Origin of the sequence: Chryseobacterium sp. MMO-72 (assembly GCF_037146035.1) — a bacterium.
Lineage (GTDB): Bacteria > Bacteroidota > Bacteroidia > Flavobacteriales > Weeksellaceae > Chryseobacterium > Chryseobacterium indicum.
Map to the genome: position 1 here is coordinate 1 of NZ_JBBCWG010000018.1, position 25,835 is coordinate 25,835.

Here is a 25,835-nt window from a genome sequence, read left to right on the forward strand (position 1 = left end):
TTTATTTTTTTTTTTTTTTTATAATTTTTTTTTCTTTTCCCCCCCTGGGTCCTTGGTGGGTGGGGGGGTCGTTTGCCTTTGTTGTTGGGGGGGGGCGCCCCCCCCCCCCCCCCCCCCGAAAACCCAAAAAAGCGAGTAGCGAAAGCGCGAAACAGCTCCTGATAAAAAACTTTTTTGTCGGAAAACACGATATTCAATTTAACCTTTGTCTTTGTAACAAATCTTTAACAGGAACGACTATTCTTATAAATAATCTTTTTAGTAATGAAAAATTCAAAATTTGTGTCATTACTTTTTGTTTTGTCTGCAGGAAGTATGATGTTTGCACAGGATGACTTAATCAACAAGTTAAAAAACAACCAATCCCAGAATGCTAATTTCCAGTTTACCACGCTGAAAGATGTAGGTGCAACTTCGGTAAAAAATCAGGGATCTTCGGGAACCTGCTGGAGCTATTCGGGAAACTCTTTCCTTGAGTCTGAGATGCAGAGAATGGGCAAAAAACCTGTTGATCTGGCGGAGATATACACTGCAAGAAATTCTTACCACGATAAAGCTAAATTATACGTTCTGAATAACGGCGCGATCAGTTGGGGAGACGGCGGAGAGCTTCACGACGTAATCAATATGTATAAAAAATACGGAGCCGTTCCACAGGATGTTTACACAGGTTTAAAGCAGGGGCAGAGTTTAAATAATTTCTCTGAAATGCAGGGAAAATTGAAGCCTGTTCTTGACAGTTTGGTTCAGGCTGGTTCTAAAGGAAAACTGACGGATAACTGGATGTCTTCCGTTGATGCCATTCTGGATGAATATCTTGGAAAAGTTCCTGCCAACTTTACGTATGAAGGAAAATCTTACACACCGCAAACTTTTGCGAAAGAGGTTGTAGGAATCAATCCGGAAGATTATGTAGAACTTTCTTCTTATAAGGATTATCCGTATTACCAGAAATTTGTAGTTCCGATTCCGGATAACTGGAGCCATGATTCTGACTGGAATGTACCGATGAAAGATTTAACGGCAATTATCGACAATGCTGTAAACAAAGGATATTCTGTAGGTTGGGCAACGGATGTTTCTGAGCCTTATTTCTCTTATAAAAACGGGATTGCTTATGTTCCGGACATGGATCTTGACCAAATCACAAAAGAAAATAAAGGGACTTTATTCACAGAACCGAAAAAAGACAAAACGATTACTGAAGATATGCGTCAGAAGGCTTTGAATAACCTTTCTACGACTGACGACCACGGAATGCACATCGTAGGACTGGCAAAAGATCAGTCGGGGAAAGAATATTATATGGTGAAAAATTCCTGGGGTGTAACGAATGATTTTGAGGGGTATATTTACGTAACAAGACCTTATGTAGAATACAAATCGACAGCAATTCTGGTTCATAAGGATGCGCTTCCGAAGTCAATTAAAAAGCAACTGAAACCAACAAAAAATATTGGTCTCTAAATGTGATCACTTTTGTCATTATGGATGACAATTTTAGATATTTAAATCTGTTAAAAACCGTTCGCATTTTTGGGAACGGTTTTATTTTGTTTATTGTTTACATTAAAAAAAAGTAATAAAGTATTGCAATTAGCTGATTAAAGCTTTCAAATTCATATTGATTTTTCTTAATTAAAATATGAAATCTTAATGTTAAAAAATATCGAAAAGTTATTTTAATTTTTAGAATAGCTTCTTATTTAAACCATTGAGATTTTACAGTAAGGAGTTATTAGCTTTGCTGTTTAAGGTTCCGTTGATTTTCTTTTAATCAGGCTTAATTTCTTAAAGGTGAATTGGAAAAAGTAGATTCATTTTTTTAGGGTTGTTTTATTTTTTCATTTAGTGGAGAAATATTATATTTGGTAACGAACAAAATTATTCCTATGAAAAATCTAAGAAAATTACCAAAATCTGATTTGAAAAAAATCAACGGAGGAAATGCTCCGGAATGTCCAGCAAACACTGTAGAGTGTTACTATCCGCCAAAAAATGGAATTCCGGGATACTGGAAATGTGTTTCTGTTACTTTTGGATGTCCTAATTAAATGTAAATTCAGGTGTCTGAAATTAATGTTCTTTTAAATCATTAGAATATTTCAAAGAAAAAACCGCTTCAGGGTCTCTCCTGAAGCGGTTTCGTTTAAAATAATTGATAGGTAAAATTATGGTAGAAAGTGAATAGTTAATTCGCTTTGCTGGTTAATGAATGGTTCAATAAAAATTGACAGCAAAGCAATTCACCATTGACTTTTAATAAAGTGTTGCCATGCTTTCTGCTTTGAAATCCTGAAGCTCGTCTGTTTTTTCTTCTTTGACTTTCTTCACCCATTCCGGATCCTGTAAAAGCGCACGACCAACCGCAACCAGATCGAAATCTCCTCTTTCCAGTCTTTTCGTAAGTTCAGTTAAATCAGCTTTTTCAGTTCCCTGTCCTCCGAAAGCCGCCATAAAATCTCCTTCAAGACCTACAGAACCTACGGTAATGGTTGGCTGTCCCGTGATTTTTTTTGCCCATCCTGCGAAATTAAGATCAGAACCTTCGAATTCTGCTTCCCAGAAACGTCTTTGAGAGCAGTGGAAAATATCAACTCCCGCTTCTTTTAATGGCAATAACCACTCTTCCATTTCTTCCGGTGTATTCGCAAGTTTTACAGAATAATCCTGCTGTTTCCACTGAGAAAGACGAATAATAATCGTGAAATCTTCACCAACCGCAGCTCTGATTGCTTTCACCACATCTACCGCAAATCTGCTTCTTTCTTTCAGGGTTTTACCTCCGTATTCATCGGTTCTTGTATTGGTTACATCCCAGAAAAACTGATCGATGAGATAACCATGTGCTCCGTGAATTTCCAAAACATCGAATCCCAGATCCTTCGCAGATTTTGCAGAAGCCGCAAATTGAGCAATCGTATCCTGAATGTCTTCCAACGTCATGGCAGAAGCATTTTCCATCTCAACCGAAGGATAATCTTCCGACATTCTTGTGTCTCCAACGTGCCAGATTTGTGGTCCCATTTTTCCTCCGTTTTCATGAACTGCATCGATTACGTTTTTCCAGCCGTTCAATGCTTCTGTTCCGTAAAAATCCGGGATATTCTGTAAGTTTTTTGAAGCAGGTCTGTTGATGACCGTTCCTTCCGAAAGAATTAATCCCACTTCGGAAGCCGCTCTTCTTGCGTAATAATCTGTAATTTGCTGCGTAGGAACCCCGTTATCGGATTGTGCTCTCGTCATGGGAGCCATTACAATTCTATTTTTAAGTTCTAAATTCTTGTATTTAAAAGGTTTAAATAATGATTCTGTGCTCATTTTTAACTTATTATTTTATAATTGTTACACAAAGTAACTAATAATAGTTCATATTTGTATCTTTCGGATTGAAAAAAGTAGTAACTTTGCAGTAACTTACATTAGTAACTTTAAAGTAACAGATGAGATTTTGCAAGCAGATTGGATTTTAATTTTTATTTAACCATAAACCGAAGGTTCGACAGAATAAAAAGGAACAAAAAAGATTAGCACATTTTTTATTTTAAGTCATTCTTAAGAAAATATAAATCTTAAAAATTCTGTATCTCTTATAAGTGAAACGGCATTGTGAAACTTAAAAGCAATTAATCATTAGAAATTTTGTGGGCTCTGTGTTCAACAAAAAACAGAAATTAGAAATACACCTTTATGAAAAAGAACGAATTGATGCAATACAGCTGTCCTTTGGGAAAAGCAATGTCTGCTCTGGGTAGCAAGTGGAAACCGATCATTGTATTGGTGATTAAAGACCGTAAACTGCGTTTCGGAGAATTGGCAGCAAGAATCAATGTGATCTCCAGAAAAGTTCTGACCGATCAGCTTAGAGAAATGGAATCCGACGGATTGGTAATTCGTGAGGAGTTTAAAGAAATTCCTCCAAGAGTTGAATATTCACTCACAGAAAAAGGATTGGCTCTCCTTCCTATTTTATATCAACTGGAAGAATGGGAAACGAAATATCATGTGTATGATCCTGAGAAAGAAAAGGATTGTAAGATTTTTTTAAATAAAAACATTAAGGAAAAAAATCCCTTAAAAATTTAATCTTTTAATATAAATCGAACACTTTATCAACTCTGATTTTTATTTTTTGTAATGAAAAACTATTTCTGAATATTCCTTCAATAGTATGGGATATTTTCATTCTTTTGTATTTTAATTCCGTATCAAAAACAATATGATCAAAATATTAAAGGACATAAGACTTTATGCATATTTAGTTTTTCTTTTTATCCTTCTGGCTTATATAATTTTACAGCTATATGTAAAGACCAATCTTCCAATCCTTGGTTGGACCGTTTCAGACTGGCTGATCAATTATAATGACGGTGGCTTCAAAAGAAGAGGTTTATCCGGAAATTTTTTGTTCTTTATTCAGGATCATTTGAAAGTTCCCCTTAATACCCAAATATTTCTCATTCAGTCTTTTTTCTTTACAACTATTTTCTTTTTTTTGATCCGTTTAGCTCTATCAAAAAAACTTAATTGGGATATTTTAATCTTAATCTGTTCGCCACTTTGCCTTTTATTTATTCCTGTTAATATTTTTAATTCCGGAAGGAAAGAAATTATTTTACTAGCCTTAATTCTATATTTTGTATCCGGAAAAACAAATAAGATAAAAAAGGTAGTATTATTTATTGCCTTTCTGATTGGTCTTTTTATACATGAACTGTATTATTTTTATTTACCTTTTGTAATTGCCACCTATATTCTGAAAACCAAAGAATTAGATTTAAAATATCTTGGAACTCTTTTTATATTATCTACAGCTATTATGTTTATATTATTTTTTTGTGGAGGAGAAATCAATCAAGGGCAAAGTCTGGATATTTTAAAACATCGCGGAATTACATTAGACAGATGGAATATTTTCAATTATGATGCTCCTTTGGAAAGAAAAAATATGTTACTTGCTTATAAATCATATATTTTGTTTGCACTGGAGTTCCTGTTTATGACAGTTTTATCATTTCTTTTTGTTAAGAAATATTTACCAGAAAAGCTTAAACTATTGAAAATATTTATTGTTATTTCCATCATTTGGGTGAGCCCGCTTTATTATTTAGGCGCAGATTGGTTTCGCTGGAATCACATTTATTCGCTATTACTTCTAATATTAATAATATGTGCATTGCCTGATAATCATGAGAAAAACGTTTATTTACAAGGAAAATTCAATACTTCACTATTTTTGGTCAATATACTATTCTTCCTCGTTTTTTATATTCATATCATCTATGATACTTCAGGAAATTCTACAGAACGTTCTATACAGTTTATTGAGAATAAATTATATTTTATTAAAAAGATAATGTAAAAACAGTTTTCCAAAGAGAAAGCGGTTCAAAAAATTTATTTAAAATTTCACTTTTTTACAATCAACATATTAGCAAAAGGCGTAATTTTCTTATTTTCAATAATCTTCAAACCAGCTTCAGAAATAGCAATCTTCCATTGCTTTTGACTTAAAAAATGAAAAGCTCCGATGTTAAAGAAAATAAAATTTGTCAAATCTCTGAATTGTTCGGAAATGATTATTAAGCCATCATCTTTTAAAATTCTCTTCGCTTCTTTGAAAAATAAAACTCTTTGGTCGTGATCTAAAATTTCGTGAAGTGCAGTTATAGCAAGAATTATATCCTGAGATTGATTATCAAAAGGAAGATGATCCGGTTTAATCTTTATTTCTTTAGGATTGGGTGGAAATACTTTCTTTGAAGTTTCTATTCCTTTTTCCTGTTCGTGACGATTTCCAAAAATATCACAAACCGTTAAATTCAAATCCGGATATTTTTCCTCCAATCGTTTTGACAAAGGATCAAAGCTTGCGTGAACTAAAATTGCATTTTCAACTTTCTCCAAATCCACAATTCCCTTTAAATTGCTCAATTCATACAAATCAGATTCGTCATATAAAATGTAAGAAGCAATAAGTGATGCAAAAATATTTAATATGATAAGTGCACTTAAAATTCTTAATATTAAAATATCCGGAACTGAATTTATCCAAAATGATAATGCACAAAGAAGAAGCGAAACAATAAACCCAAGTACTATTTTTTGATAATTAAAGAGGACAACAAGTTTTGTGATTTTCATAAACAGGCTTTAAAATCTAATTTACAAATTCTTAACAAAAAAACCGCTCTCCAAAAGAAAGCGGTTTCTAAATTTATTTAAAATCCCAATTAAAATATCGCCGGATATTTCTGAGGATTTGTTTCGTTAAACATTGCATAGATTTTTTCAACCATATCATCCGCAGAAGGTTTGCTGAAATAATCTCCGTCACTTGCATACGCAGGTCTGTGATCGTTTGCAGAAATTGTCAACGGATCAGAATCCAAGAATCTGAACGCTTTTTGTTTTTCTAGAATCTGCTGAAGGATAAACGCTGAAGTTCCGCCTTCCACATCTTCATCAATCACAACCAATCGGTTTGTTTTCTTTACAGATTCAGCGATTTCATTTGTTAAATCGAAAGGAATTAATGACTGAACATCAATCACTTCCGCAGAAATCCCTAATTTTTCAAGTTCTTCTGCTGCCTCCATTACAATTCTCCACGTAGAACCGTAAGTAACCAACGTAACATCTTTTCCTTCTTTTGTCACCTCTATTTTTCCGACTGGAACAGTGAACTCACCTAAATTATCAGGCTGCTTTTCTTTCAATCTGTACCCATTTAAACATTCAACGATTACAGCCGGATCATCGCTCTGAAGCATGGTGTTGTAGAATCCGGCAGCCTTGGTTAAGTTTCTCGGAACCAATACCAGAATTCCTTTTGAAAGATTCAGAATTCCTGCCATCGGAGAACCTGAATGCCAAACTCCTTCCAGTCTGTGACCTCTCGTTCTGATGATAACCGGCGATTTCTGACCTCCTTTTGTTCTGTACTGAACGGTTGCCAAATCGTCGCTCATTCCCTGTAAACAGTACAGAATATAATCAAGATATTGGATTTCGGCAATCGGTCTTAAACCTCTCATTGCCATTCCGATTCCTTGTCCTAAAATGGTTGCTTCACGGATTCCAGTATCGGCAACACGAACGTCACCGTACTTTTCCTGCATTCCTTCAAGACCTTGGTTTACGTCACCGATATTTCCGGCATCTTCACCAAAGACTAAAGTTTCAGGATATTTTTCGAATATTTTATCGAAATTGTTTCTTACCACTACTCTTCCGTCCACATCTTCAGAAGCGTCGGAATAAATGGGCTTAATTTCCTTTACGTTTTCTGCTTTCCACTGAGACTGAGAATATAAGTGAGAAGAATAATTGTCTTTTTCAACTTCAAAAATCTCGTTATATTTCTGCATCAGTTGGTTTCTTTCCGCAGAATGGGTTCCTCTCGTTGCCAGTAAAGATTTTCTCACCAAATGGAAAACATCTTTCTTCGCTTTTGAAACCAGTTTATTGAAGTGAGTAATATAATTATCGATTTCAGCGTTTTGCCCTTTAAGATTTTCTACCAAAGGTAAAACGGAACCGATTAAATCTGTAATTGTTTTCTGATAATTTTCCCAAGCCTGTTTTTGTCCTGTTTTTACCGTTTTTTTAGCTTCATTATCAATAGCATCCAGCTCTTCTGCTGTTGCCAGAACTTCTTCTTTTCCTTCAATTTCGATGGAATAGTTTAAAATCCATTCTCTGAATTTCACCAATCCGTCAAACTGAGATTCCCAAGACAGACGTTCTTCATTTTTATACCTTTCATGAGATCCTGAAGTGGAGTGACCTTGTGGCTGCGTAACTTCAATCACATGAACCACTACCGGAACACTTTCTACTCTTGCAAACTGTTCTGCTCTAGCATAAGCATCCAAAAGCGCAGGATAATCCCAAGCTTTTACCTGAATGATTTCGCACCCCTGATTTTCTCCTTCTTTTCTCTGGAAACCGCTCAGCATTTCAGCGATATCGGCTTTTGCTCTCTGATTTTTCGTAGGAACAGAAATTCCGTACCCGTCGTCCCAGATCGAAACTACCATTGGAACCTGAAGCGCACAAGCCGCATTCAGTGTTTCCCAGAAATGACCTTCCGCTGTAGAAGCATCCCCGATTGTTCCGAAAGCAATCTCATTTCCTTCTCTGGAAAACTTTTCAGAACCTTCGAATTTTACGGTTTTATAAATTTTAGAAGCCTGAGCCAATCCTAATAATCTCGGCATCTGTCCCGCAGTAGGAGAAATGTCGGAAGAAATATTTTTCTGAGCCGTTAAATCTTTCCAGCTTCCGTCTTCATTTAAACTTCTTGTCGCAAAGTGACCGTTCATCTGTCTTCCGGCTGAAGCAGGTTCTCTTTCCACGCTAGTATCTGCATACAATTGTGCAAAAAAACTTTCAACAGTCAACGCATTTACAGCCAATGCAAAGGTCTGATCTCTGTAATATCCCGAACGGAAGTCTCCATCTCTGAAAACTTTCGCCATTGCAAGCTGAGGAAGCTCTTTTCCGTCCCCAAAAATACCAAACTTAGCTTTTCCCGTAAGAACTTCTCTTCTTCCCAAATAGGACATTTCACGAGAAATCCTTCCTAATTTATAATCTTCAAGTATCTGATTTTTAAAATCTTGAAAGGAAATTTGCTGTGTTTCAATATAGGTTGTCTGCATAGCCAAATATTAAATATTTTTATTTTGAAGTATTTTGCTAATATACACTTTTTAAATTAATTTTAATTTTTAATAATCTTTTTTAAAAATTTGATAATAAAATAAATTGTGTTTATATTGGAATAAATTTGTAAATGATGGAGAAAAAATCGTCTCATATCCTTAATGCATCGAGTAATCTTCTGGGGTTTTCTCTGGTAATCATCACTTCATTAAAGATATCAAAAATCAGCCACAGTACGCATTTGGACGAGTTCGCCGGAGTTGCCTGTCTGTTTTTTGCCTTCAGCTGCTTTTTTTCTTTTCTGGCTATAAGATCAAAACATGAAAGACGTTCTTTCAGATTTGAAACTATTGCGGATTATTTATTTTTAATCGCTTTATTTTGCATTGTTCTGGCTGTAATTATTGTGACAGTGAAAATAATTTAACTTTAAATAAAATAATTAATATTCAATTATATTTAAATTATCATCAATAACAAACAGATAAAGTCAAATAATATATATAAATTAAAAATTATCAATAATTTATTTAATATTTCAGCTTAAAATTCACAAATAACACGGCATACATTTTGACGATCTTGAAAAAAATTCACAAATTTAAAAGGATCATGAAAAAATCATTATTTCAGTCAGTTGGCTTATTCTTATTCTGTGCCCTTTCCGGAACAACATTCGCACAAGTAGGCATAAATACGGGTAATCCTCAAGCCACCTTTCATGTAGACGGCGCCAGAGATAATGCAGCCACGGGAACACCGACTACTGCACAGCAATCTAACGACGTAGCCGTTACTTCATCTGGAAATTTAGGTATCGGAACTGTTGCTCCCACAGAAAAATTAGATATTGTAACAGGTAATGCGAGAATTCGCAACATCAATTCAAATGTTGGCATTGGAGGAACAGACAGGGTGGTTGTTGCAGATGCAAACGGTGTTTTAAAAACCATAAATTTCAATGCGTACTCGTTATTTCACGCAAGGCTAACCGCTAATCAGAACGCCAATTCCTCTATTACAACTTTATTATTCGGTACTCCTTTATCAACTTCCCCTTATTATTCTTACAACACTACTACAGGAGTTTTAACATTCAATCAGGCAGGAAATTATCTGATTACCTTACAGGCAAGTTTTGTAAATGCTCCGGCAGGAACTCAATTGCTGATTGGAATAAGACCAGTTCCGGATGCTGATTATTTAGGACGAGGCAGTCATTATAATGCAGTAGCAACTTCCGGTTCGGTGGGTGAACTTATGAATTATACAACGTTGCTTGTGATTCCAACCGCAGGTTATCAGGTACGTTTTACAGCAGCTCCGAATCAGAACTGTACTGTTTTGGCGACAGAAACGGGAAGTACGGGAAGCGGAAATGTAACAAGTGTAACGATTCAGAAGATTTAATCAGGATCTTAATAAAAAATAAGCCGGAAAATCCGGCTTATTATATTTTTATTTAAAATTTTCTTTCAATTACGTAATCAAGCATAATTCGCAATGATTTTTTTGCTTCAGAATCGGGAAATTCGTTCAGAATATCAATTGCTTTTTGCTGAAAGTCTTTCATTACGGTAATCGCATACTCCAGACCTCCGGAACTTTTAACAAAATTAATCAGCTCTTTTACGCGTTTCTGATCGTTATTGTAACGTTTAATGGTATTGAAATAATATTTACGATCTTTTTCACTGGCTGTTTTTAAAGTATGGATCAGGGGCAGCGTCATTTTCTGCTCTTTGATATCAATTCCTACCGGTTTTCCGATAACGTTTGAAGTTAAATAATCAAAAAGGTCGTCTTTGATCTGGAAAGCCATTCCGGTATAAGTTCCGAAATCCATCATTTTTTTAGCCAGAACTTCATCTGCATTATTCGATAAAACGCCGATTTCGCAGCACGCAGCAATTAAAGTCGCTGTTTTCTGACGGATAATTTCATAATATACTTCTTCTGTAATATCCAGTTTTCTGGCTTTTTCCAACTGAAGAAGTTCGCCTTCAGACATTTCGCGGATGGTTCTTGAAATAACGCCTAATAAATCGTAGTCTTTATGATCTGTAGATAATAAAACAGATTTGGATAAAAGATAATCTCCTACCAAAACAGCAATTTTATTTTTCCACAATGCGTTGATTGAAAAGAAATTACGACGCTTAAAACTTTCATCCACCACATCATCATGCACCAGAGTTGCGGTGTGAATCAGCTCAATCATGGAAGCTCCACGATACGTTTTTTCGTTGACGTCGCCGACTAATTTTGCACAAAGAAAGACAAACATCGGACGCATCTGCTTTCCTTTTGTGGTAACGATAAAACGAGTGACTTTATCTAGTAAAGGTACTTTGCTCTGCATGGATTCATAAAACTTCTGCTCGAAAAGTTTCATTTCCTCATTGATCGGTCGCTTGATTTCTTCAACGGTGTTCGCCACAATCTTTGAATAAGAGATAAATTATTAATTCCCACAAAGATAATTTTTTTCGGGCAATTTTAAGAGAAATTAATCTTTGAGTTTATCTATCGGAATAAAATACAGGCTTTGTTTTCCTCCGCCAATCGGAGAATGAAATTTTTCCCCCGAAATATAGATTCCTGTTTCATCAACGGCAATTCCTTCAATTTGTCCAATGGATAAAGCGCTTCCGAGATAATAATGTTTAGGATTTTCTTTAAAAAAAACTCCGGATTCGGTTTCATTAAATATATCTAAAAAAACTTCTGTTTTCTTGGTATAGCCTATCAAATAAAGCTTTTTATTAAAATAAGAAGCATCTGTTACCATAAAACCGGTCTTAAAAGTTTCTGTTTTCTGTGCTTTTTGCTTTTCTGAAATTTCAGGATCGATAATGTAATGTGTTGTTGATTTTGAACCCCATTCTTTTGTAAAGAGATGAATTTTGCCATTTAAATAAATCATCGCTTCCGCATCGAAATCTGTTTCGGAATATTTCGGAATAAATTCCTGCTGTTCGGGATATTCGAAGGAAATTACTTTTACAGAATCGTTATTTAATGTATTATTTTCAAAAGGAACTTTATAAATTTCGAGATCTTTTCTGGTTCCGCCATTGTTTCCGAAATCTCCGATATAAAAGTTTTTACCGTCGTTTGTAAGTGCTTCCCAATCTTTATTTTTAGCGTTGATTTGTACGATGCTGATAATTTTTCCTGTTTTTTTATCCAGTTCGAAAAGTTCGGGAGAATTTCCGCTGTCGTTAAAAGTATACAGTTTTCCGTTGATTAAGCTCAGCCCTGAAGTTTCTTTCACTTTATCATCCAAATAATTGACTCTGTACTTTCTGATTTTGAACAGATCCGCCTGTTGGGAAAATGAGACTGTTGAAACGGTAATGGTAAGTATGAGGAAAAGCTTTTTCATGCGGTAAAAATATTTATTTAAACACAAATGGCTCTAATTTTTTATACTAATTTCACTAATACTTATGTAGAATTTTATATGCTTTTCGTAGTTTTGAACATAATAAAGTTGAGTAATTTTTTAATACAAAGCTCGCAAAGATTTTTTTATTACTATTCGTTTTTAAGTTCGGAAAGCCGTTTCACTTAACTAAGATAACGAAGAAGAGATTGAATTTAAATTTAAGCAAACAAAAAAGACGAGCAAGCCCGTCCTAATTTATTGTAAGATTATATTTAAATTCAAATATTGTGAAATCTGTGTCAAAATAGCGTCACCATTGTTTAGAAAACTAAGCAGATTTCTTCTGAACCTGATCTTTATTTTTATTTTTTCTTGCCCAATAATCTTTTTGATATTGTCTCACTGTTTTTCCGGTTCCGTCGTGCCGCCATCCCGGAGAATTAAAGATATAATTAATACGATCTGAAAATTTCAGTCCCGGCTGTTTAATATCTTTCCAAATTTTTCTCCATTCATATAACAAAACAGTGTCTGGTCTGTCATTCGGCATTTTTGGATAAATACCGTACTTTACAGGAACATTAGGATCTTCTTTTTCGAAAGTTCCGAAAATTTTATCCCAGATAATAAGACACATTCCCATATTTCTGTCAAGATATTTGATGTTACATGCATGATGAACACGGTGATGAGAGGGCGTTACCAAGATATATTCCAGAAACCCCATACTTTTTACAGTCTGCGTATGCACCCACGTTCCGTAAACCTGACCAATCGCATAAACCACCATAATGTGCCACGGATTGAATCCTAAAAAAGCCAGTGGCGAAAAGTACAAATATCTGTATAGAGGCTGTAAAACCGGACTTCTGAAACCTGTGGTCAAATTGAAATATTCCGAGTTATGGTGCGTAATATGAACCGCCCAGAATGCTCTGGAATGATGATCTACATAATGAAGAACGTAGTACGCGAAATCCGTTACCACAAAACAGATCAGCCAATACCAAATCGTAAATTCCCACGTGAAAAATCTATGATTGTAAAAGAAAAACATGACAAACATGGCAAATCCTTTCATTAAAAGATCCAGCCCGAAGTTCATCAGTGCCAAATAAACACTTGTTGCAACGTCTTTTTTATCATATAATTTAGCCTCGGAAACATGGCTGTAAATCATTTCGGCTAAAATAACAGCAGCGTGAACAGGAATTGCCCATGAGTAGACACTTTCCAATCCATTTTCATCCATAAAGTAATCCATCATCACTTTTAAATTTGTGGTACAAAGTTAGGATTTTACAAAAACGATAAGAAAAATATTTGTTTTTTTTAATAAAAATTTAATCCGAAGACTTATTGGCAAGCTGTCCGCAGGCTGCATCTATATCTCCGCCACGGCTTTTTCTTACCACACAGACAATTCCGGCATTTTCAAGCTGGCGGATATACTTTTCCTCTGCCTGTTTGTTGCACTGGTCATATTTTCCATCTCCAATGGGATTATACTGGATTAAATTTACTTTCGAAGGAACCTGTTTACAGTATTTAATCAGGGCTTTGATGTCTTCATCTCCGTCGTTAATTCCTTTCCATACACAATATTCGAAAGTAATGACAGAGCCTGTTTTTTTATACCAGTACTGAAGAGATTCCATGATTTCCGTTAGAGGAAACTTATCGGAAAAAGGCATGATCTCATTGCGTTTTACTTCGATTGCGGAATGGAGTGATAAAGCTAATTTCACTTTCAGTTCTTCATCAGCAAGCATTTTGATCATCTTCGGAATTCCGGAAGTAGAAACCGTAATTCTTCTCGGAGACATTCCCAGACCTTCCGGCTGGGTAATTTTCCGGATTGCTTCCACGACATTCTTGTAATTCATCATCGGCTCTCCCATTCCCATAAAAACTATGTTGGAAAGCGGTCTGTCGAAGTACATTTTGCTCTGGCTGTCGATTAAAGCAACCTGATCTACGATCTCGGCAACTTCAAGATTTCTCATTCTTTTGAGTCTTGCGGTTGCGCAGAATTCGCAGTTTAATGAACATCCAACCTGTGAAGAAACGCAGGCTGTCGTTCTGGTTTCTGTAGGAATAAGAACGGATTCCACCAATAAGCCGTCGTGTAATTTCACTCCGTTTTTAATGGTTCCGTCTGTGCTTTTCTGAAGCTGATCCACAGAAACAGGATTGATGGTATACTCTTCCGCTATTCTTTCACGAAGAGACTTTGAAAGATTCGTCATTTCATCAATCGAGTGGAGATTTTTACTCCACAACCAGTCGTACACCTGCTTCGCACGAAACGGTTTTTCTCCCAAAGAAACAAAATATTCTTTGAGCTGGTCCAGTGATAAAGTTCTGATGTCTTTCATAATTTATTTAAAGAGCCAGGTTAAAAGTAAAAATTAAAAAGTTTTTACAGCTTTGTGTTATTAACTATTGCAGCTAAAATATTTTTCAATTCAGCACTTTCATTTAATAAAGTTTTAAATTCTTCAGAATCGTAGCCATCCAGCTTTTCTAAAACCCGAAGCCAAAAACTACTTTCTCTGGCTTCTCTTAAAGCAATTTTTACTTTGTTTTTAAAATCAGCTTTAGAAGATCCGGCCTGAGATTCTTCATAATTTGCTCCTATTGAAGTCGCTGACTTTCCCAGTTGAAATCTGATTAATTTACTTTCAGGATCATTTGGAAGTGATCTTAAAAACTTAAGACAATTAACTCCAAATATAAAAGTCCTTTCAAGTAGATCATTCTGTTTCACAGCTTTTATACCTTTTACTTTTAACCTGGTTCTTTTTACTTATTTTGTTACAAAATTAACATTGCGTCTCCGTAAGAGTAGAATTTGTATTTTTCTTTTACGGCTTCTTCGTAAGCGTGCATTACGAAATCTCTTCCTGCAAACGCTGCGATCATCATGATTAATGTAGATTTTGGCGTGTGGAAGTTTGTAATCATACAGTTTGCCACTCCGAAATCATGTGGAGGATAAATAAATTTATTGGTCCATCCGTGGAAAGCAGAGATCTTCTTGTTTGAAGAAACAGAAGTTTCCAAAGTTCTCATGGTAGTTGTTCCAACGGCACAAACTCTTCTGTTTGCTTCCACAGCATTGTTGATGATCTGAGCATTTTTCTCATCGATGAAGATTTCTTCAGATTCCATTTTGTGCTTAGAAAGATCTTCTACTTCAATCGGGTTAAATGTTCCCAAACCAACGTGAAGTGTAACCTCAGCAAAGTCGATTCCTTTAATTTCCAGTCTCTTCATGAGATGTTTTGAAAAGTGAAGTCCTGCAGTTGGTGCTGCAACCGCTCCTTCTACTTTTGCATAGATGGTTTGGTATCTTTCCGCATCTTCAGGTTCAACGTCTCTTTTGATGTATTTCGGGAGCGGAGTTTCTCCCAATTCCTTTAATTTGGCTCTGAATTCTTCGTAAGAACCATCGAATAAGAATCTTAAAGTTCTTCCTCTTGAAGTGGTGTTGTCTATAACTTCTGCTACTAAAGATTCATCTTCTGTGAAGAATAATTTGTTACCTATTCTGATTTTTCTTGCAGGATCTACCAAAACGTCCCAAACGCGGGTTTCCTTATCCAGCTCTCTTAATAAGAAAACTTCAATTTTAGCTCCCGTTTTTTCTTTATTTCCATATAAACGTGCAGGAAAAACTTTAGTATTGTTGAAGATAAAAAGATCTCCTTCGTCGAAATAATCTACCACATCTTTGAACAGTTTGTGCTGAATTGTTTCAGTTTTTCTGTCTAAAACCATTAATCTGGCTTCGTCTCTGTGTTCTGATGGGTGTTCTGCCAATAATTCCGCAGGAAGATCAAAATTAAAATCTGATGTTTTCATTTTTTAAATTACGGTTTAAAAATTTATAGAAATTACATGGTGTAATTTTCGGAGTGCAAATATACGATATTCGAAACCCCTTTGTCAAGTATTATTTACATAGATGTTAAAGTAACTCTTTATGCATTTTTTAAATAAACACAACTAACTAATAATCAATAATATAATTATTTTCTGTTTTGCATTTTTTAAATGAGATGCCTTTGTATTTCTTGAAATTAAAAAAGTTTTATTTAAGAATTTTGTTTAAATTATTGAAACCAAGATAAACAAGGGCGTTTGACTTATTTTCGAAAATACAAAGATTCAAAGTATTTAAATTAATTTTAATTGAAATAAAACCGTGATTTCCCGATATTTTTTATACCGTAAAAAAGCTATTTTTGAGAACATTAAAAATTTACACTATGAGCAAATATTCGATTGAATCTTTTGTGAACGAAACGAAAGAAAATCCAATGGAAAGAGATTATTTCGAACTGGAAAAACCCTCTCTTCTGGAGATCAACCTTAATAATCAGTCTGTCTGGACGAAGGCAGGAAGCATGGTTGGCTACATCGGAAACGTTAATTTCGAAAGACAGGGAATGCTTTCCGGAGGAATTGGAAACTTATTGAAAAAAGCGATCAGCGGCGAAGGAGCAAAATTAATGAAAGCCGAAGGAACCGGAAAATTGTACGTTGCGGATTCCGGGAAAAAAGTTCGTATTCTTTATTTAAATAATGAAGCAGTCTGCGTGAACGGAAACGACGTTTTGGCACACGAACAAAGTATTAAAAGCGACATTACCATGCTAAAAAGTATTGCAGGCGTAATGTCTGGCGGACTTTTTCAGGTGAAATTATCCGGAACCGGACATATTGCGATTACCACTCACGGTGAACCGTTGACATTATTGGTAACTCCCGATGCTCCGGTTTTCACAGATCCGAATGCCACCGTTGCATGGTCCGGAAACCTTTCTCCTGAACTGAAAACCAATGTTTCTTTTAAAAGTCTGATCGGAAGAGGAAGTGGTGAGGAATTTCAGATGAAATTCTCAGGAAATGGCTGGGTTTTGATTCAGCCTTATGAGGAGGTTTATAGGATTGAGAAGTAAGTATTTTTCAAATAAATCTTAGCAGGGATAGTTTTTATTCCTGCTATTTTAATTCAGAAATTCTACAATCTTCTTCCATTCCTCCAGTTTCTTTTCAAAAGACACTGTATGAAGCGGGCTTGTAGAAGGCAGTAAAAATACAGGTATTTTATAATTCTTTCCTAAAATTTTCTGCAAATTTTTATAGGACTTTCCGCCGTTACAAAAGATTGCCTTAATATTCGGATAATCTTCCAGGAGCTCTTCAATCTGATTGGCTTCTTCATTTTTTATTTCAGAATCCAGACTTCCTTTTCTTTCGCAGGAATCAATAACATCCCAAAGTGCAATGTTGTGTTTCTTTAAAATATTGATTCTTTCCGCATAATCTTCTGTAAATTCTTCATTGAACAATTCAAAGATGATTTTCCAGAATTTATTTTGGGGATGACCGTAATACTGTTGTTTTTCTAACGATTTTACACCGGGAATTGATCCCAGAATGATAATTTTAGAATCCTTGTCGATGATGGGTGGAAAGGAAGATATTCTGTTTTGCATGATTCAAATATATATACATTTTGGCTAAAGTCATTCTTAATTTTCAAAACAAAAAACGGACTAAAAGCCCGTTTTCTGTTGATTTTTATATTTGTTTAAACCACCCCGTCAAAAATTCTATGAATTTTTGCCACCCCTCCAAAGGAGGGGAATTCAGTAGGGAAGATTACATTTATAACGTTTCTTTTAACCAATCAAAGAATTCTCTTTGCCAAACCAATCCGTTTTGTGGATGCAGCACCCAGTGATTTTCATTCGGGAAATAAACCAGTTTAGATTTTAAACCTCTCAGTTTTGCTGCCTGAAATGCTTCCTGTCCCTGTTCATAAGGTACTCTGAAGTCGATTCCGCCCTGAACGATCATGATCGGCTTATTCCATTTATCAACAAAATTGCTTGGGTTGAATTCCGTATAAGCTTTTGGTTGCGGTTTTTCCCATGGTGAACCGAGATCCCAGTTCGCAAACCAAAGTTCTTCTGTTGTTAAATACCAAGATTTCATATCAAATAATCCATCATGAGCAATGAACGTTTTGAATCTGTTTTCGTGAATTCCGGCTAACATAAATACGCTGTATCCTCCATAACTTGCTCCGACAGCCGCTACTCTGCTTCCGTCAACGTAAGGTAAAGTTTTTGCGTAATCTGTTGCGGCCAAATAATCTCTCATTGGTTGTCCTCCCCAGTCTCTTGAGATTTCTTCATTCCATTTTGTTCCCCAACCCGGCATTCCTCTTCTGTTTGGTGCAACAACAATGTATCCGTTGGCTGCCATTAAAGCAAAATTCCATCTTGTGCTGAAGAATTGTGTTAATGCAGATTGCGGACCTCCCTGACAATAAACAAGGGTTGGATATTTTTTATTCGGATCAAAGTTTGGCGGATAATGGAACCACACTCCCATTTCTTTTCCGTCTGAAGTTTTCACCATTTTCAGTTCAGATTTTCCCTGAGCCAACTGTGCATACATTTCTTTATTGGCTTCCGTAACCTGCTTCATTTCTCCGTTTTTAAGGTTAACAGAGAAAATATCTGTGGCGTGGTTAATATCTGTTCTTCCTACCAAAAGTGAAGTTTTCTGATCGGCAAAAATTTCATTCACATCAAAATCACCTTTTGTGATCTGCTGCACTTTAGCATTTTTAGGATCTAAAGAAAATAACTGCTTCGTTCCTCTGAAAGCTGCCGTGAAATAGATCATTTTTGAATCTCCGCTCCAGAAAACATCTCCGGAAACACTTTCGTCCCAACCTGCGGTGAGGTTTGTTGTTTTTCCGGATTTCCAATCCATGATTTTTACATCATTTTTATCGGCTTCATAACCGTCTCTTGCCATACTCTGCCACAAAAGTGATTTTCCGTCCGGACTGAATTTCGGATTAACGTCGTATCCTTTATTGGATTCAGTTAAATTTTTTGTTGTTCCTGAAGCCAGATCGTAGGCAAAAATATCTGTGTTTGTGCTTGTAGAGTATTCTTTGCCGCTTTTCGGTTTAGTTACATATAAAAGCTGTGCAGAATCCGGACTCCAGATGAAATCTTCCGCTCCGCCAAAAGGTCTTTGTGGCGAATCCCACATTTTCCCTTCCAGTAAATCTTTTGCAGAATCTGCTTTTTCCGAAACATTTACCACGAAAACATGATTGTATTTCCCTTCATTGAAATAATCCCAGTGTCTGTGATTCAGATCTGTATAAACCTGCGCGGTGGTTTTCGGAGTATCGGAATATTTGTCTTTTCCCATTACTTTTTCCACCAAGACCTGCTTGCTGAAGGCTATTTTTTTACCGTCGGGAGAAATAACAATGTTGTCTGCTTCACCGATGGTATAAAATTCCGTCCATGTTTTACCGTTATCTTTTGAAAGAAAAATCTTATCGCCTTCCTGCGCATACAATCCGTTTTTATCCCACTGAATCAGTGCTTTTTTGCCTAAATCAACTTTCACGGACTGATTGTTCAGAACATTCAGGAAATAGTTCTCGCTTTTTGTTTTTTCGGTTTTAAGATCGGTCTGTCCTATTTTGTAGATTAACGAGGACTGATCCGGAGAAACTGCCTGTACTCCAACTTTTTTCAAAGTCCATAAAATTTCAGGCGTCATTAGTTGTTGTGCATTCATTAAAAGCGGAGCTGCCAAAGCCAGCAGACTGTACTTAAGTTTCATATTAATTCATTTTTTATGACTTTATCATTCAATCCGATCATAAAGTCTTTATTTAATTCAAAGATTGCCAAAGTTAACTATTTTTAAAACACAAACGCGCACAAAAAATCGCCTGTCGTTTTAACAGGCGATTTTTATATCATTTTAAATTTTAAATTAATCTCCGTCCGAAAACATTGAGTTTGCCAGTGAGCTGACGATGGAAAGCAGGATGCTGAAAATAAGTGCCCACAAAAATCCGTCTACCATCATGCTGTCTATAAAATAATCCGCGATCAGGATAATAATTGCATTGATTACTAAAGTGAACAGCCCCAATGTAATAATCGTTAAAGGCAATCCCAAAATATTAAGAACAGGTTTTACAATTAAATTTAAAAGTCCTAAAACGATGGCAAAAATGATCGCTCCGCCAAATCCTGTAAAGTGTACTCCCGGTAAAATCCATGTTAAAAGATAAGCAACAATGGCCGTTACCAAAAGTCGAATAATTAAGTTCATAGTATGATTTTTTAATGTTGTTGATGCGTGTTCCTGTGCAAAAGCTATTCCACTTGTTATAAAAAATTATCTGATCTTCATCATCGTAACCAAAGACGTGGCAACATGACTTTCGGAAGCTCCGTCTTTATCAACCACATAAATTTCGGTGCGGATCACACTGATCTTTGAACCTCCTTTTATCACATAAGATTTCGAAATTAAAGCATCCCCGATAGCAGGTCTTAAATAATTGACTTTCAATTCAACGGTTACGACATAACAGTCTTCTTCGTAATGACTTACTGCTGCATAACCGGAAGAAACATCCACCAAAGAAGCAATCATGGCTCCGTTGAACATTCCCGCTTTTCTTGTCATGAGTTCCATTTTCGGGATTTTCATGGAAATGAAGTCGGTTTCTACTTCCAGAAGTTCGGCTTTGTAGAATTTTAATGTCTCGGAGCGGTGGAAACTGTCGGTGATGAGCTGTTTTTTATGGGGTGTCATTTTTTGTTTATAATTTGAACACAAGTTGCACAAATTTTTTTACAAATGCGAAAATATTATGTTTGCTTTTGATTTAAACACAAATTGCACGGATACATTTCACAAATGGCGCAAATATTTTAACCATGAAGGATATTTGAGAAGTTAAGAATTATTGAGTTTTGGCTGAAGTTATTTAAACACGAATTGCACGGATAGATTTCACAAATAGCGCAAATATTTTAACCGTTAAGGATATTTGAGAAGTTAAGGATTATTATTTAAACACGAATTGCACGAATAGATTTCACAAATGGCGCAAATGTTTTAATCATTAAGGATATTTGAGAGTTTAAGAATTATTAAGTTGGACTAAAGCCATCTTTAAGTTTATATTTAAACACGAATGGCACGGATAGATTTCACAAATGACGCAAATATTTTAACCGTTAAGGATATTTGAGAGTTAAGAATTATTAAGTTTTGGCTAAAGTTATTTAAACACGAATTTCACAAATAGATTTCACAAATGGCGCAAATATTTTAACCATTAAGAATATTTTGGGGGTTAAGAATTATTATGTTTTTGCTGAAGTTATTTAAACACGAATTGCACTAATATTTTAACCATTAAGGATATTTGAGAGGTTAAGAATTATTATGTTTTGGCTGAAGCCGTTGTTTTGGGTAAAATGTGAAAGCGGACTAAAGTCCGCTCCTATTGATGTTTCGTTGTGGTAATCGTGAAAATATTTGTGGTATTTGTGTTTAATTTTTAGTTTAAAACAATCTGAAATTGCTCATCCATCGCTAAAATACCTTCTGCCACACTTTCAGGATGGGTGGTGAAGCCTTTTAATTTTGAGGTTTTTCCTTTTAAGACCAGATCCATTAATTGCTTATCCGACAGTTTTTTTCCGAAGATCTCAAAGGAAACTTTAAAGCCGCAGTTTTTAAAATCGGAACATCCGACAGCGGTTTTTCCTTTCATTAAATGATGTTCTTTGCATTTCGGGCATTTGGTTTCTTCCCAGGGTTGGAGTTCTTTTTTAACGGCAGGTTCACGTTTTTTCTTTTCTTTTACCTCCTCCACTTTTTCTTCTTCCAAAGAAATCACTTTCCCTTTTCCGTCGACTACTTTTTTAGTAAGCTCCGTCACCATCTGGATCAGCTCTTCCTTAAAATGATTGGCTTCATATTCGCCTTTTTCAATTTTTCGGAGCTTCAGTTCCCATTCTCCGGTTAATTCGGGACTTTTCAGCAATTCATCTTCAATGGTGTCAATCAGTTGAATTCCGGTTTGGGTAGCGATTAGATTTTTTCTTTTCTTCTCAATATATTTCCGCTTGAAAAGCGTTTCGATAATATTGGCTCGGGTTGAAGGTCTTCCGATTCCGTTGTTTTTCAGGAGTTCGCGCAGTTCATCATCTTCCACCTGTTTTCCTGCGGTTTCCATAGCTCTCAGCAAAGTTGCTTCCGTATAAGGTTTTGGCGGAGTCGTTTTTCCCTGATGAATCATCGGATCATGCGGTCCGGTTTCTCCAACGGTAAATTCGGGAATGGTCTGTTCTTCTTCCTTTTCTTTTTCTTTATCGTTGGGTTCTTCTTTCGGTTCTTTGGCATAAACGGCTCTCCATCCCGGTTCCAGAACCTGTCTTCCGCTGGTTTTGAAAGGAATAGTTCCTACTTTTCCTTCTACTAAAGTATTGGAAATTTTACATTCGGGATAAAATACGGCAATGAAACGTTTTGCCACGAGATCATAGACCAGTTTTTCTTCCCTGCTTAAATTCTGGGAAGGCGGAACTTCTGTCGGAATAATTGCGTGGTGATCTGTTACTTTGGTATCATCAAAAACCGCTTTCGATTTGGGAATCGGAGCTTCCAGTAAAGGGGCGATAAGTTCCTGATAGAAATACATTTTCTTCAGAATTCCTTCAATTTTCGGATATAAACTTTCAGACAGGTACGTTGTATCCACACGCGGATAAGTAACGTGTTTTTTCTCGTAAAGACTCTGAATATAATTTAAAGTATTCTCTGCAGAATAGCCGTATTTTTTGTTGGCTTCCACCTGAAGTGCCGTCAAATCAAACAGTCTTGGATTTTTCTCTTTTCCTTCTTTAATTTCAAAGGATACGATTTCGAAAGGATTCTGTTTTAAATATTCCAGCCCTTTTTCTGCACGTTCCAATGTTTTGAGACGGTCGATCGCAGCGTTAAAAATAACTTCGCGGTATTTGGTTTTCAGTTCCCAATATTCTTCGGTGGTGAAAGCATCAATCTCTTTCTGACGCTGAACGAGCATCGCCAACGTGGGAGTCTGTACTCTTCCGATGGAAAGAACGGCTTTATTTCCCCCAAATTTTTTGGTAAAAAGCCGCGTTGCATTAATTCCCAGCAACCAGTCTCCGATCGCTCTTGCATTTCCTGCGAGATAGAGATTTTTGTACTCTTCGGCAGGTTTTAGATTGGCAAAACCTTCTTTAATGGCTTCTTCGGTAAGGGATGAAATCCACAAACGCTGAATGGGTTTGTTGCATTTTGCTTTCTGTAAAACCCATCTCTGGATCAGTTCTCCTTCCTGACCGGCATCCCCGCAATTGATGACCTCATCACATTCTTCAACCAGTCTTTCAATAACTTTAAACTGATTTTCAACGCCTTTGTTTGGGATTAATTTGATCCCAAAATTATTGGGAATAATGGGCAGCAAAAACAGATTCCATGATTTGTACTGCGGACCGTAATCGTGGGGTTCTTTGAGGGTACAAAGATGCCCGAAAGTCCATGTCACACAATAGCCGTTTCCTTCTATATAGCCCTGTTTCGGCGTGGTGGCGCCCAACACTTTGGCGATATCTCTGGCAACACTGGGTTTTTCGGCAATACAAAGTTTCATGAATGTCTCGGAATTTTTTGGAGAGGGCAAAAATCGGGAATTTTTTTGGATTTTGCTAATTTGTGAATTGCTGGTTGAAAATAAGCCTGTCTGAACTTTTTAAAATGAAGGGTATTAATTAATTTTTTTGAAAAATAGACACGTCATGATTGTCATTCGGGAGGAATCTATACTCGAATATTTTTGTGTGAATTTCTTAGATCCTTTCAGGATGACAAATATTGTGGAAATCTGGGCATTTTCAAACGCAAAGTTTTTTTTATGATGGTGTTTATTTTGAGGAAGCAAAGTTATGCAGATTTCATCTGTGATGAAGCGTGTGTTTTAACATCTTTTTTTCTTTGGTTCTTTTTATAGAACAATTTTACATTGTCTTTGAGTTGGAATTTTAAATTTTATTTTTTTCAGAATTTCTAATACTTTGTTTAGATCCTTTTCAGGATGACAAATGTGGAGGAACGCTGGGCATTTTCAAACGCAAAGTTTTTTTATGATGGTAATTATTTTGAGGAAGCAAAGTTATGCAAATTTCATCTGTGATGAAGCGTGTGTTTTAGCATCTGTTTTTCTTTGGTTCTTTTTATAGAACAATTTTACATTGTCTTTGCTTTGGAATTTTAAATTTTATTTTTTCCAGAATTTCTAATACTTTGTTTAGATCCTTTCAGGATGACAGATGTGGAGGAAAGCTGGGCATTTTCAAACGCAAAGTTTTTTTTTATGATGGTGATTATTTTGAGGAAACAAAGTTATGCAGATTTCATCTGTGATGAAGCGTGCGTTTAGTATCCGTTTTTCTTTGTTTATTTTTATAGAACAATTTTACATTGTCTTTGGGTTGGAATTTTAAATTTGATTTTTTCCAGAATTTCTAATATTTTGCTTAGATCCTTACAGGATGACAAATGTGGGGGAAAAGAATTCAGAGTTAAAAGACAAATTTGTTTGGAGAAATTCAAAACAGTCCTGTAACGGCTTTTTGGGTAACCGGGAAAGTATGTTTCGCCCCTGCAAGAGACTTTCCGGGAACCTCGAAAGCTTCCTGCACCCCTGCGACAAACTTTCCGGAAGGCGGGAAACCTTCTTGCACCCCTGCAATAAACTTTCCCGGAAATTAAAAAAAGCTCCCTTAAAAAGAGAGCTTCAAAACAATTCACACCTTATCACTACACTTCCATCGGAACTTCCATGAGAAGAATCTCGGTGTTTTCCGATGTGGATTTTATTTTTAATTCGGAAATATCCCAAATTCCGAAGCCGTCTCTTTCTTCGAGTTGCTCTCCTTCAATTTCTGCGCTTCCTTTGATGATGAAAACGTAGACGCCGTTTCCTTTTTTCTTTATCTGATATTGGGTTTCAGCCGTATTTTCAAAATCTCCGAGATGAAACCATGCTTCCTGATTAATCCATATTCCGTCGTCTTGAGGGTCGGGTGAAAGGATCTGCTGAAATCTGTTTTGGCTTTTCGTTCTGTCGAGTTTCATCTGGTCGTATCTCGGCGTTACATTTCTTTTATTGGGATAGACCCAGATTTGCAGAAATTTAACCAAATCGCCTTCATCTTTACTGAATTCACTGTGCATTAATCCTGTTCCGGCGCTCATCACCTGAATTTCGCCGCCTTTTATTTCGTTATGGTTTCCCAGATTGTCATGATGAATCAGGGTTCCTTCCAGTGCAATGCTGATGATTTCCATATTGTCGTGAGGATGTGTTCCAAAACCTTTTCCGGCTTCAACGGTATCATCATTCAGAACTCTTAAGGCACCGAACTGCATTTTTTCGGGGTCATAAAATTCTCCGAAGCTGAAGGTCTTTTTACTGATCAGCCACTGTTCGTTGGTTACCCCTCTTGAATCTGCGCGGTGCACTACTCTGTTTTCAGTCTTTTTTGCAGCTGCAAAACTGTTTTCCACCTCGTTGAACAACAATCCGCTTCCGCCACCGTAATGTTCTATTACTTTTATATTTTCATCAAAATTTCTGCAAAAAACACTGATCTGTTTTTCGAACTGTTCTTCCAGACCGGAACTCAGCAAAACAATATCGACGGGATTGTTTTTGATAAAATCCTCGCTCTTGCTTTCATCACTCAGAATTTCAGCCTTCCATCCATCATTTTTTTCGATAATTCTTTGTAAGGTTGCAAGAATTTCGACATTTTTTCCGATTACCAAAAAGTTCAGTGCTTTCATTTTGATTCAATTAAAAGTTAATGGTTTACAATTT

Annotated in this window: 23 protein-coding genes; 7 read left to right on the top strand and 16 right to left on the bottom strand. The window is 36.0% G+C overall.

The features are described from left to right. The first annotated feature begins 264 nt into the window (after positions 1-264). Together WFH39_RS18855 and WFH39_RS18860 are read left to right on the top strand one after the other, a co-directional pair. Entirely contained in the window at positions 265-1,467 is a 1,203-nt protein-coding gene (locus WFH39_RS18855; protein WP_336691008.1) for an aminopeptidase C, read from the top strand. 425 nt (positions 1,468-1,892) lie between these two features. Continuing rightward, complete coding sequence (locus tag WFH39_RS18860; RefSeq protein ID WP_271247804.1) at positions 1,893-2,054, top strand: bacteriocin-like protein; 162 nt, start codon at positions 1,893-1,895, stop codon at positions 2,052-2,054. A 205-nt stretch (positions 2,055-2,259) separates the two neighbouring features. On the opposite strand, the gene WFH39_RS18865 is transcribed toward WFH39_RS18860, so the two are convergent. Beyond that, complete coding sequence (locus WFH39_RS18865; protein ID WP_336691009.1) at positions 2,260-3,321, bottom strand: NADH:flavin oxidoreductase; 1,062 nt, start codon at positions 3,319-3,321, stop codon at positions 2,260-2,262. Between the two features lie 369 nt (positions 3,322-3,690). Between WFH39_RS18865 and WFH39_RS18870 the strand changes: the two genes are divergently transcribed. Beyond that, on the top strand, positions 3,691-4,086 hold the full coding sequence (locus tag WFH39_RS18870; protein ID WP_336691010.1) for a winged helix-turn-helix transcriptional regulator: 396 nt from the start codon (positions 3,691-3,693) through the stop codon (positions 4,084-4,086). Between the two features lie 409 nt (positions 4,087-4,495). Beyond that, positions 4,496-5,362: a hypothetical protein gene (locus WFH39_RS18875; protein WP_336691011.1), complete on the top strand. Its 867-nt coding sequence runs from the start codon at positions 4,496-4,498 to the stop codon at positions 5,360-5,362. Between the two features lie 47 nt (positions 5,363-5,409). On the opposite strand, the gene WFH39_RS18880 is transcribed toward WFH39_RS18875, so the two are convergent. Both WFH39_RS18880 and WFH39_RS18885 read right to left on the bottom strand, forming a co-directional pair. Further along, a complete protein-coding gene (locus tag WFH39_RS18880) occupies positions 5,410-6,144 on the bottom strand; it encodes a class I SAM-dependent methyltransferase (RefSeq protein ID WP_336691012.1) in 735 nt (244 codons plus the stop codon). A gap of 89 nt (positions 6,145-6,233) precedes the next feature. Continuing rightward, positions 6,234-8,666 carry an alpha-ketoacid dehydrogenase subunit alpha/beta gene (locus tag WFH39_RS18885; protein WP_336691013.1) on the bottom strand — a complete coding sequence of 811 codons (2,433 nt, stop codon included), beginning with the start codon at positions 8,664-8,666 and terminating at the stop codon, positions 6,234-6,236. A 134-nt stretch (positions 8,667-8,800) separates the two neighbouring features. On the opposite strand from WFH39_RS18885, the gene WFH39_RS18890 reads away from it, so the two are divergent. Further along, positions 8,801-9,097, top strand: a complete 297-nt coding sequence (locus WFH39_RS18890; protein WP_228427557.1) for a hypothetical protein — start codon at positions 8,801-8,803, stop codon at positions 9,095-9,097. A gap of 185 nt (positions 9,098-9,282) precedes the next feature. Next, the gene (locus WFH39_RS18895; RefSeq protein ID WP_336691014.1) at positions 9,283-10,080 is read left to right on the top strand and encodes a hypothetical protein; all 798 of its coding nucleotides are present in this window, start codon (positions 9,283-9,285) and stop codon (positions 10,078-10,080) included. A 52-nt stretch (positions 10,081-10,132) separates the two neighbouring features. Here the strand turns inward: WFH39_RS18895 and WFH39_RS18900 are convergent, their stop codons facing one another. The 6 genes from WFH39_RS18900 to queA form a co-directional block, all read right to left on the bottom strand. Beyond that, complete coding sequence (locus WFH39_RS18900) at positions 10,133-11,110, bottom strand: polyprenyl synthetase family protein (protein WP_185205311.1); 978 nt, start codon at positions 11,108-11,110, stop codon at positions 10,133-10,135. Between the two features lie 69 nt (positions 11,111-11,179). Next, positions 11,180-12,058: a hypothetical protein gene (locus tag WFH39_RS18905; RefSeq protein WP_336691015.1), complete on the bottom strand. Its 879-nt coding sequence runs from the start codon at positions 12,056-12,058 to the stop codon at positions 11,180-11,182. Positions 12,059-12,389: 331 nt separating this feature from the next. Next, on the bottom strand, positions 12,390-13,328 hold the full coding sequence (locus tag WFH39_RS18910) for a sterol desaturase family protein (RefSeq protein ID WP_336691016.1): 939 nt from the start codon (positions 13,326-13,328) through the stop codon (positions 12,390-12,392). A gap of 76 nt (positions 13,329-13,404) precedes the next feature. Then, entirely contained in the window at positions 13,405-14,439 is a 1,035-nt protein-coding gene (rlmN, locus tag WFH39_RS18915) for a 23S rRNA (adenine(2503)-C(2))-methyltransferase RlmN (RefSeq protein ID WP_336691017.1), read from the bottom strand. Positions 14,440-14,483: 44 nt separating this feature from the next. Further along, positions 14,484-14,831 (bottom strand): four helix bundle protein, encoded by a 348-nt coding sequence (locus tag WFH39_RS18920; RefSeq protein ID WP_336691018.1) that lies wholly within the window; start codon positions 14,829-14,831, stop codon positions 14,484-14,486. A gap of 47 nt (positions 14,832-14,878) precedes the next feature. After that, positions 14,879-15,928, bottom strand: coding sequence for a tRNA preQ1(34) S-adenosylmethionine ribosyltransferase-isomerase QueA (gene queA / locus WFH39_RS18925; RefSeq protein WP_214590255.1), 1,050 nt, complete (start codon positions 15,926-15,928; stop codon positions 14,879-14,881). Between the two features lie 407 nt (positions 15,929-16,335). Between queA and WFH39_RS18930 the strand changes: the two genes are divergently transcribed. Beyond that, on the top strand, positions 16,336-17,028 hold the full coding sequence (locus WFH39_RS18930; RefSeq protein WP_076394991.1) for an AIM24 family protein: 693 nt from the start codon (positions 16,336-16,338) through the stop codon (positions 17,026-17,028). 48 nt (positions 17,029-17,076) lie between these two features. Here WFH39_RS18930 and WFH39_RS18935 read toward each other — a convergent pair whose 3' ends face one another. The 7 genes from WFH39_RS18935 to WFH39_RS18965 all read right to left on the bottom strand — a co-directional run bounded on the left by WFH39_RS18935 (position 17,077) and on the right by WFH39_RS18965 (position 25,801). After that, positions 17,077-17,568 (bottom strand): DNA-deoxyinosine glycosylase, encoded by a 492-nt coding sequence (locus WFH39_RS18935; RefSeq protein ID WP_336691019.1) that lies wholly within the window; start codon positions 17,566-17,568, stop codon positions 17,077-17,079. 172 nt (positions 17,569-17,740) lie between these two features. Beyond that, positions 17,741-19,735 carry a S9 family peptidase gene (locus tag WFH39_RS18940; RefSeq protein ID WP_336691020.1) on the bottom strand — a complete coding sequence of 665 codons (1,995 nt, stop codon included), beginning with the start codon at positions 19,733-19,735 and terminating at the stop codon, positions 17,741-17,743. A gap of 156 nt (positions 19,736-19,891) precedes the next feature. Then, positions 19,892-20,236, bottom strand: a complete 345-nt coding sequence (locus WFH39_RS18945) for a phage holin family protein (RefSeq protein ID WP_076394950.1) — start codon at positions 20,234-20,236, stop codon at positions 19,892-19,894. A gap of 66 nt (positions 20,237-20,302) precedes the next feature. Beyond that, the gene (locus tag WFH39_RS18950; protein ID WP_336691021.1) at positions 20,303-20,725 is read right to left on the bottom strand and encodes a PaaI family thioesterase; all 423 of its coding nucleotides are present in this window, start codon (positions 20,723-20,725) and stop codon (positions 20,303-20,305) included. A 754-nt stretch (positions 20,726-21,479) separates the two neighbouring features. Beyond that, on the bottom strand, positions 21,480-23,606 hold the full coding sequence (locus tag WFH39_RS18955; protein ID WP_336691022.1) for a type IA DNA topoisomerase: 2,127 nt from the start codon (positions 23,604-23,606) through the stop codon (positions 21,480-21,482). A gap of 955 nt (positions 23,607-24,561) precedes the next feature. Further along, positions 24,562-24,696: a hypothetical protein gene (locus tag WFH39_RS18960; RefSeq protein WP_336691023.1), complete on the bottom strand. Its 135-nt coding sequence runs from the start codon at positions 24,694-24,696 to the stop codon at positions 24,562-24,564. 76 nt (positions 24,697-24,772) lie between these two features. After that, positions 24,773-25,801 carry a pirin family protein gene (locus WFH39_RS18965; protein ID WP_336691024.1) on the bottom strand — a complete coding sequence of 343 codons (1,029 nt, stop codon included), beginning with the start codon at positions 25,799-25,801 and terminating at the stop codon, positions 24,773-24,775. Positions 25,802-25,835 lie beyond the last annotated feature (34 nt).